The sequence below is a fragment of the Streptomyces sindenensis genome, assembly GCF_014649035.1.
Taxonomy (GTDB): domain Bacteria; phylum Actinomycetota; class Actinomycetes; order Streptomycetales; family Streptomycetaceae; genus Streptomyces; species Streptomyces sindenensis.
The window spans coordinates 44,475-51,970 of record NZ_BMSG01000043.1; the positions used below are offsets into that span (position 1 = coordinate 44,475).

The 7,496-nt window shown below is 73.4% G+C and carries 8 protein-coding genes and 1 pseudogene; 4 read left to right on the top strand and 5 right to left on the bottom strand.

Going from position 1 to position 7,496, the window contains the following annotated elements; all coding sequences use genetic code 11:
- Positions 1-14 precede the first annotated feature (14 nt).
- The gene (locus IE145_RS30555; RefSeq protein WP_189528671.1) at positions 15-818 is read right to left on the bottom strand and encodes an SDR family oxidoreductase; all 804 of its coding nucleotides are present in this window, start codon (positions 816-818) and stop codon (positions 15-17) included.
- 188 nt (positions 819-1,006) lie between these two features.
- Here IE145_RS30555 and IE145_RS30560 point away from each other — a divergent pair, with 188 nt between their 5' ends.
- The 3 genes from IE145_RS30560 (at position 1,007) to IE145_RS30570 (ending at position 3,109) form a co-directional block, all read left to right on the top strand.
- Positions 1,007-1,771 carry an SDR family oxidoreductase gene (locus IE145_RS30560; RefSeq protein WP_373296650.1) on the top strand — a complete coding sequence of 255 codons (765 nt, stop codon included), beginning with the start codon at positions 1,007-1,009 and terminating at the stop codon, positions 1,769-1,771.
- A 34-nt stretch (positions 1,772-1,805) separates the two neighbouring features.
- Positions 1,806-2,711 (top strand): LysR family transcriptional regulator, encoded by a 906-nt coding sequence (locus tag IE145_RS30565; RefSeq protein WP_189528672.1) that lies wholly within the window; start codon positions 1,806-1,808, stop codon positions 2,709-2,711.
- 68 nt (positions 2,712-2,779) lie between these two features.
- Positions 2,780-3,109, top strand: a complete 330-nt coding sequence (locus IE145_RS30570; RefSeq protein ID WP_189528673.1) for a nuclear transport factor 2-like protein — start codon at positions 2,780-2,782, stop codon at positions 3,107-3,109.
- Between the two features lie 137 nt (positions 3,110-3,246).
- On the opposite strand, the gene IE145_RS30575 is transcribed toward IE145_RS30570, so the two are convergent.
- From IE145_RS30575 to IE145_RS30585, 3 genes are all read right to left on the bottom strand, one after another.
- Complete coding sequence (locus tag IE145_RS30575) at positions 3,247-4,713, bottom strand: PucR family transcriptional regulator (RefSeq protein WP_189528674.1); 1,467 nt, start codon at positions 4,711-4,713, stop codon at positions 3,247-3,249.
- Between the two features lie 87 nt (positions 4,714-4,800).
- Positions 4,801-5,607: an SAM-dependent methyltransferase gene (locus IE145_RS30580; protein WP_069740943.1), complete on the bottom strand. Its 807-nt coding sequence runs from the start codon at positions 5,605-5,607 to the stop codon at positions 4,801-4,803.
- Positions 5,582-6,451: a helix-turn-helix domain-containing protein gene (locus tag IE145_RS30585; protein WP_189528675.1), complete on the bottom strand. Its 870-nt coding sequence runs from the start codon at positions 6,449-6,451 to the stop codon at positions 5,582-5,584. The genes IE145_RS30580 and IE145_RS30585 overlap by 26 nt, the downstream gene beginning before the upstream one ends.
- Before the next feature lie 270 nt (positions 6,452-6,721).
- Here IE145_RS30585 and IE145_RS30590 point away from each other — a divergent pair, with 270 nt between their 5' ends.
- Positions 6,722-7,159 carry a hypothetical protein gene (locus IE145_RS30590; RefSeq protein ID WP_189528676.1) on the top strand — a complete coding sequence of 146 codons (438 nt, stop codon included), beginning with the start codon at positions 6,722-6,724 and terminating at the stop codon, positions 7,157-7,159.
- A gap of 77 nt (positions 7,160-7,236) precedes the next feature.
- Here the strand turns inward: IE145_RS30590 and IE145_RS30595 are convergent.
- Positions 7,237-7,496 (bottom strand): annotated as a pseudogene (locus IE145_RS30595) (amino acid permease); the annotation flags it as partial.

Sequence of the window (7,496 nt, forward strand, 5' to 3'; positions counted from 1 at the left end):
AGACTAGACACCTTCTAGCCCGCCGCGCCGCCGTTGCTCTTCAGCAACTGACCGTTGATCCACTGACCTTCGGGGGAGCAGAGGAAGTCCACCAGATGGGCGGTGTCCCGCGGGGTGCCGAGACGGCCGAGCGGGGTTCCCCGGACCAGGGACTCGCGCAGGTCGTCGGACATCCATCCGGTGTCGACCGGGCCGGGGTTGACGACGTTCGCCGTCACCCCGAGGTGGGCCAGCTCGTGGGCGGCGGCGAGCGTGATGCGGTCCAGGGCCCCCTTGCTCGCACCGTAGGGGAGGTTGCCCACGGTGTGGTCGCTGGTGAGCGCGACGATCCGGCCGGTGGCGGTGCCCGGTGCGCCGCGGAAGCGCAGACCGTACTCCCGGATCAGCAGCCAACTGGCCCGGGAGTTCACCGCGAAGTGCCGGTCGAACGCCTCCACGGTGGTGTCCAGCAGCCCCGAGTCCACCGACTCCGCGTGCGAGAGGACGAGCGCGGTCACCGGTCCGCCGAGGCGCTGCTCGGCCTCGTCGAAGATGCGGGCCGGCGCGTCGGGGCCGGTGAGGTCCGCCTCGATCGCCGCCGTACGGGCTCCGGCCTCCGCCAGCTCCTTCGCGATGGCCTCGGCGGCCCCGGCCTCGGCACCCCACTCCATCCGGCGGTCGTACGGCGTCCAGTAGGTGAAGGCGACGTCCCAGCCGGAGGCCGCCATGCGCCGCGCGATGCCCGCGCCGATGCCGATGCTGCGGCCGACGCCGGTGATCAGGGCGATGGGGCGGGACGGGGAGGACGCGGAGGGGGAGGGCTGCGCGGTGGTCGTCACGCGGTGATCCTTCGTGACCCGCAGGCGTACGTCAATGACGTTTCCGGTCACGCGGTGACCTGTGCTGACCTGCGGCGACCCATCTTCCTGGTGGGGTGACGCGATCTTTCTGTTTCCCCTCGGCACGCCCCGCTCCTAGCGTGGACAACGGAACCGCAACGAATGGTGCGTATCGGAGAAAGGGAGCCATGATGAGTGAGCAGCAGCAGTCGCTGAAGGGGAAGACCGCCGTCGTCGCCGGAGGCGCGAAGAACCTCGGGGGCCTGATCAGCCGCTCGCTCGGCGAGGCCGGAGCGAACGTCGTCGTCCACTACCACGGCGAGAACACCGCGGCCGATGCCGAGAAGACGGCGGAGGCCGTACGGGGCGCGGGCTCCCAGGCCGTCGTCGTCCGGGAGGACCTGACCCGCGTGGAGGGCGTGCGGAGCCTCTTCGACCAGGCGCTCGACGCCTTCGGCGGGGTGGACGTGGCGGTGAACACCACGGGCATGGTGCTGCGGAAGCCGATCGCCGAGACGACCGAGGAGGAGTACGACCGCATGTTCGCGATCAACTCCAAGGCGGCGTACTTCTTCCTCCAGGAGGCCGGTGCGCGCCTCAACGACGGCGGTCGCGTCGTCAGCCTGGTGACGTCCCTGCTCGCCGCGTTCACGGACGGGTACTCCACCTACGCGGGCGCCAAGGCCCCGCTGGAGCACTTCACCCGGGCGGCGGCCAAGGAGTTCGCGCCGCGCGGCATCGCGGTGAACAATGTGGCCCCGGGGCCGATGGACACGCCGTTCTTCTACCCGCAGGAGACCCCGGAGCGCGTGGAGTTCCACAAGTCCCAGGCGATGGGCGGCCGGCTGACGGAGATCGAGGACATCGCGCCGCTGGTCACGTTCCTCGTCACCCAGGGCGGCTGGATCACCGGTCAGACGATCTTCGCCAACGGTGGTTACACGGTCCGCTGACCCTTTTCGGGAGTACGGGAGTACGGGAGGCCGCGTGAGCCTGGACCTGCGCAAGCTGGAGCATCTCGTCGCCGTCGCCGAGGAGGGCGGGTTCACCCGGGCGGCCGAACGGCTGCACCTGAGCCAGCAGGCGCTGAGCACCTCGATCCGCACCCTGGAGCGGCACGTGGGCGTCCGGCTCCTGGACCGGGGCCACCAGCACGTGACCCCGACCCCGGCCGGGCAGGCCCTCATCGACGACGCCCGGGCGCTCAGCTCCCAGGCGCTCGCCGCCCTGGACCGGGCCCGCCGCATCGGGCGGGGCCGGGCCGGGCACCTGCGGATCGGCCACACCCCGGCGGTCACGGCGGAGGAGGTCGTCGAGCTGCTGACCCGGGCGGGCACGGAGGAGCAGGGCATACAGGCCCACGTCCGGCAGCTCTTCCCCGACGAACTGCGCGAACAACTCCTCACGGGTGCCTGCGATCTGGGCCTGAGCCGTGCCATGCCCGCCGACACCGGGCTGACCCGGGCCCGGATCGCCGAACACCGCCTGCGGGTCGCCGTCCCCGCCGGGGACCCGCTCGCCGCCCGCCCCGCCGTGGCCCTGGCCGACCTGCGCGGCCGGCCGCTCACGGTGTGGGGCGAGGTGGGCTCGTCCGCGTACACGGACCTCCTGATCGGCCTGTGCCGTCGGGCGGGCGTCGAACCGGACGTCCGGCGCAACCCGGTCCAGGGCACGCCGCCCGTCACCGCCGTCACCGCGACCGGCCGCATCGCCTTCGTCACGACGCCCCCGGGCCCGGCGGCGGGCGGCGCGGCGTACGTCGTCGACCTGGACCCGCCCGTCCATGTCCCGGTCCACGCGCTGTGGCCCGCGTACACGACGTGCCCGGGGCGGGACGTCTTCCTGAGCCGGACCGCTGAGGGGCGCAAGGAGAGGGACGACGTGCGGGGGTGAACCCGCCGACGGAGACTCGGGGGGAATCCCCGGGACGTCCGCTCCCGGGCGTACCGAGGAGGAACACGATGACCCCGTCGATCAGCGACCCGGTCGTGGAGAAGTTCATCGCCGCGGTGAACGCGGGCGACAAGGACGCCTTCTTCGCCGACGTCCTCACCGAGGACGCCACCATGTCCGACGACGGCAGCGAACGGGACCTGGCCGCCTGGACGGAGAAGGAGATCTTCTCGCCGCAGGCCAACGGGCGTATGAAAGTCGTGGACGCCTCCGACGACGGCCGTGTCCTCGTCGTCGACTACACGAACGACACCTGGGGCACGATGCGGACCCGCTGGGTCTTCACGGTCACCGGCGACCGCGTCAGCCGCTTCGAGACGGGCCAGGCGCCGTCCTGAGCCCCACCGGGGGCTCCCGGGCCCGGTCCTGCCCCCCGGGGCCGTCAGCCGGGCAACAGGATTCCGCACACCCTGCCCACCCGGTAGCCCGGCCCCGGAGGACGTTCTGCCGGTGTGCGGGCGGGAGGGCGCGGAGGTCACAGCCGGCGGTACGTGCGCCCGCCGCGCCGGGGAAGGGCCGCCGGGTCGTCGGGGCCGTTCCGGGTGGCCCGCAACGCCAGGTGGATCTCGGCGCGCACGGTGGCGTCGGCGAGGTTCTGGCCGAGGTGGTCGGCGCACTGGGTGAGCCAGTTGGACAGGGTGGTGCGGTGGACGTGCAGTTCGGCCGCCGCCGGGGCGGTCCTGGCGTGCTGCTCCAGCCAGCAGGCCAGCGCGATCCGCAGATGCGGCTCCAGGCCGCCGACCAGTCCGCGGGCCCAGGCCCGGACCGCCTCGGTGTCCAGGATCCCGGCGGGCAGCGTCTCCAGCCGGGCGGTGTCCCGGGCGGTGTCGCCGTCCCCGGGCTCGTCCTCGTCGGGGTCGGCGGAGGCGGGCGCGCGGAGGACGAGCAGCAGATGCGCCTGGACGGTGGCGTCCTCCAGGTCCGCGCGGAGCAGCCGGGCCAGCTCGCGTATCCGGGTCCGTACCGTACCGGCGGACAGACCGAGCGCGGCGGCGGCGCGGGGCTTGGAGCCGGTGCGGAGCCACACGAGGAGCAGATGCCGGTGGGCCGGGGTCAGCGGGCGCAGTACGGATCCCGCCCAGCGGGCGTACGGGGCGGCCGGCAGCAGCGGTGCGAGCCGGGAGGTGCCGACGGCGTCGGCGGGGACGATCCGGCGGTCGGGGGTGGCGCTGTGCCGGGCGGCGGCGGCGTCGCTGTGGGCGGTGGGCATCTCGGCCAGGGGCAGCGGCCCGGCCATGCCCGCGAGCAGGTGGTGGCGCTCACTCACCCGGGAGACCAGGCGCAGGACCCGCCCGTCGTCGCCGCCGCGGTGGAGTTCGGCGACGACGAGTTCGCCGTCCAGCCGGCCCAGCAGGGTGCAGGCGTCGGCGTGCGGGGCGAGCGAGGGGCGTACGGCCCGCCACAGGACCTGGTGGGCGGTGGGGACGTCGGCGCCGGTGAGCCGGTAGACCGTGACATGGGTGAGCCGGCTCCCGCCCAGGGTGTCGGCGACGGCGGTGGTGTGGCCGGCCAGCAGCAGCCGGACGAGGGTGGTGTGCAGCCGCATCTGCTCGCCCCGCAGCTCCGCCGCCCGCTGCCCGCGCACCTCCAGGAGGGCCGCGGTGGACGTGGCGACGCGGGCGGCCTGCTCAGGGGGGACGGCGGGGCCGGGGGCCAGGACGAGGACGGCTCCGGCCGCCGGGCGCTGGAGGCAGTGCGGGTGGTCCCGCGGATCGGCGGCCGCGTGCACCCCGTCGGCGGCCGCGGCGGCGGGGGTGCTGTAGACGGCCCCGGCGATCGGGTCGGCCAGCACCGCCCACCCCTGGACGAGCAGCGCGGCCTCCGCGATGAGATGGGCACCGGACCGGGTCGCCGCCCGCAGCAGCCGGTCCGTCGTCTCCCGCGCGGGCCGGGCATCGCCCGGGCAGGCTGCCTCGCGGCCGGTCGTACCTGTGGTGCTCATGGGCGAGAGCCTCTGCGGGCCGTGCGCGCCGCGTACGGGGGAGTCCCGTACGCGACACGGCAGTTGGGGGTGGGTGGGGGACGCGGATCAGGGAATGCGGGCGACCGCGCCCCAGCCGGCCCGGGCCGTGGTGGTGCCGGTGTTGGCGTCGGGCCGCCAGTTCGGCCAGGACACCATTCCCGGCTCCACCATCTCCAGCCCGTCGAAGAACGCGATCGTGGTCTCCGGCTCCCGGAAGATGTACGGGATCGCACCGCTGGCGTTGTACTCGTCCTGGACGGCCCGGTGGGCCTCGTCGGAGGCGGTGGAGTGGCTCAGCGAGAGGTAGCTGCCCGAGGGCAGGCGCTCCACCAGCCGTCGTACCAGGGACAGCGCGTCGTCCCAGTCCACGATGTGCCCGAGGACGTCACTGATCACGAGGGCGACCGGCTGTGTCAGATCGAGGGTCTTGGCCGCGCCCGTGAGGACGGTCTCGGTGTCGCGCATGTCCGCCTCGACGTAGGCGGTCGCACCTTCGGGGGCGCTGGTCAGCAGCGCGTGGACGTGCAGGAGCACCAGGGGGTCGTGGTCGACGTAGACGATCCGGGACTCCGGGGCTATCCGCTGGGCGACCTCGTGCGTGTTGTTCGCGGTCGGCAGCCCCGCCCCGACGTCGAGGAACTGCCGGATCCCGGCGTCCCGGGCGAGATAGGTGACGGTGCGGCGCAGGAAGTCCCGGGACTCCTTCGCGAACGTCTCGATCAGCGGGTACTTGCCCCGGTAGGCGTCGCCCGCCGCCCGGTCGGCCGGGAAGTTGTCCTTGCCGCCGAGCCAGTAGTTCCAGACACGTGCGGAGTGCGCGACGCTCGTGTCGATCTGCGCGGGCAGTTCAGGCCCATTTCCGGTCGTACTCATCCTGTAACACCTCTCTGGTTCGGGCCGGCCGTATCGCCATCACGCACGACACGTCCAGCATTCCCTGATACGTCTGCACGGGGTGGGGGCTGTCCCACACCTCCGCCGTGCCGGGCAGCCCGCCCTCCCGCACCACATGGTCCGCGATCTCCTGGATCTCCACCCGGTACAGGGAGAGCGCCGGGACACCGGTGAGCGGGTGCGGCGGTGCGTACTCGGGGTGCAGCTGCATCGTCACATCCCCGCGTTCGGCCGTCCGTTGAAGCATGTCGATCTGCTCGCGCATCACGTCGTCGTCGCCCACCTGGCAGCGCAGCGCGGTGACGGGCAGGACGGCCCAGAGCCGCGTCTGCTGTTCCTGGAGCCGCTTCTGACGCTCCGCCAGAAAGTCTGCCCGTCTCTGCCGCTCGGCCGCGTCCCGCTCCGGGGACATGACCTCGTCCACGGCCATCGCGTACGCCGGGGTGCGCAGCAGCAAGGGGACCAGCGCCGGATGCCAGGTGCGGACGACACTGGCGGCGGACTCCACGCTCATCAGGTCCATCAGCCAAGGCGCCATGGCGTCCCGCCAGGGATGCCACCAGCCGGGCATGTTCGCGGCGTTGAGCCGTCCCATGATGTCGTCGGTCTCCGCGGCCCCGGCCCCGTACAGGTCGAGCAGGGCGGACACCTGCCCCACATCGAGGGAGGTCTGCGCCTGTTCCAGCCGTCGCAGCGTCGAGGGATGCCAGCCCAGCTGCGTCGCCGCCTGCGGTACGGACAGGCCGACGCCCTCCCGCAGGCGCCGCAGGCGGGCCACCAGGACCAGGTGCCGTGCCGTACGGCCCGACCGTTCGCGTGCCACGGTTCCCCCTTCCCGCTCCGGTCCTGCTCCGGCTCGATCTGACCGACATTCCGCGCAGTCTGCGCACAGTGCACACAGCGCACCTTGCGACGCTCGCGCGGCGCTCCCAAGGTAAGCATGTCCGCCTCCCTCGCACGCCAACTCGGTAAGACCGGGCCGATCTTGCCCCATGCCCCTCCGACCACCCGCCACGGGTACTCCGTGGCCGTACTCCCGTTCTGCCGTTCCGTGCACCGTCGTTCCGGCGGCCCGTTCTCTGGAGCCCACCGCATGAACCACCCGACCGGCCTGTCCGACCCGACGCCGCTGAGCCGCCTGGCCGACGTGACCCCTCTGGTCCACCCGAAACTGCGGTCCGTCGTCACGGCTCCGAGGTCCGCCCAGCCCCGCCCGCTCGACCTGCGCGTCCGCGCCCAGCGGATCCAGATCGACGAGCTCGTCGTCGACGACCCCCACCAGGTGCTCGCCCACGCCCGGCAGGCGGCCCTCGACGACCCCGAGACGGCCGAGCGGTTGGGGTACAGCGCGACCGAACCGCTGCCGCTCCCGGACGCGGCCGCGCTGCTGTGCGCGCTCTACGACACGGACGCCCTCACGGCGATGGGCCTGCGCCTCACCCGCCACACGGTCCGCGTCTCCGCCTCCAACCAGCAGACGGAACCGGTCTCCTTGGTGCGGTCGACGACGCCGGAGGGCCAGGAGGACTGACCCCGGCGGCCGCTGCGGGGGAGACGGGCGCGGGGACGCTGGGCAGTGGCCGCAGCCCCGGGGCGGGGAGCAGCCGGCTACCGGGACGCGGCCCGGCGGATGCCGTACGCGGCTGCGCCGGCGAGCAGGACGGCGGCTCCGGCGAGCACGGAGGGCAGGGGCAGGGCGAAGGCCAGAACGAGGCAGCCGGCGAGGCCGACGATGGGGATGATCCGGGCCGGGCGGCCTTCGGCCGGAGTCAGGGTCCAGGCGGAGGCGTTGGCGATGGCGTAGTAGGCCAGGACGCCGAAGGAGGAGAACCCGATGGCCCCGCGTACGTCGGTGGTCGCGGCCGCGA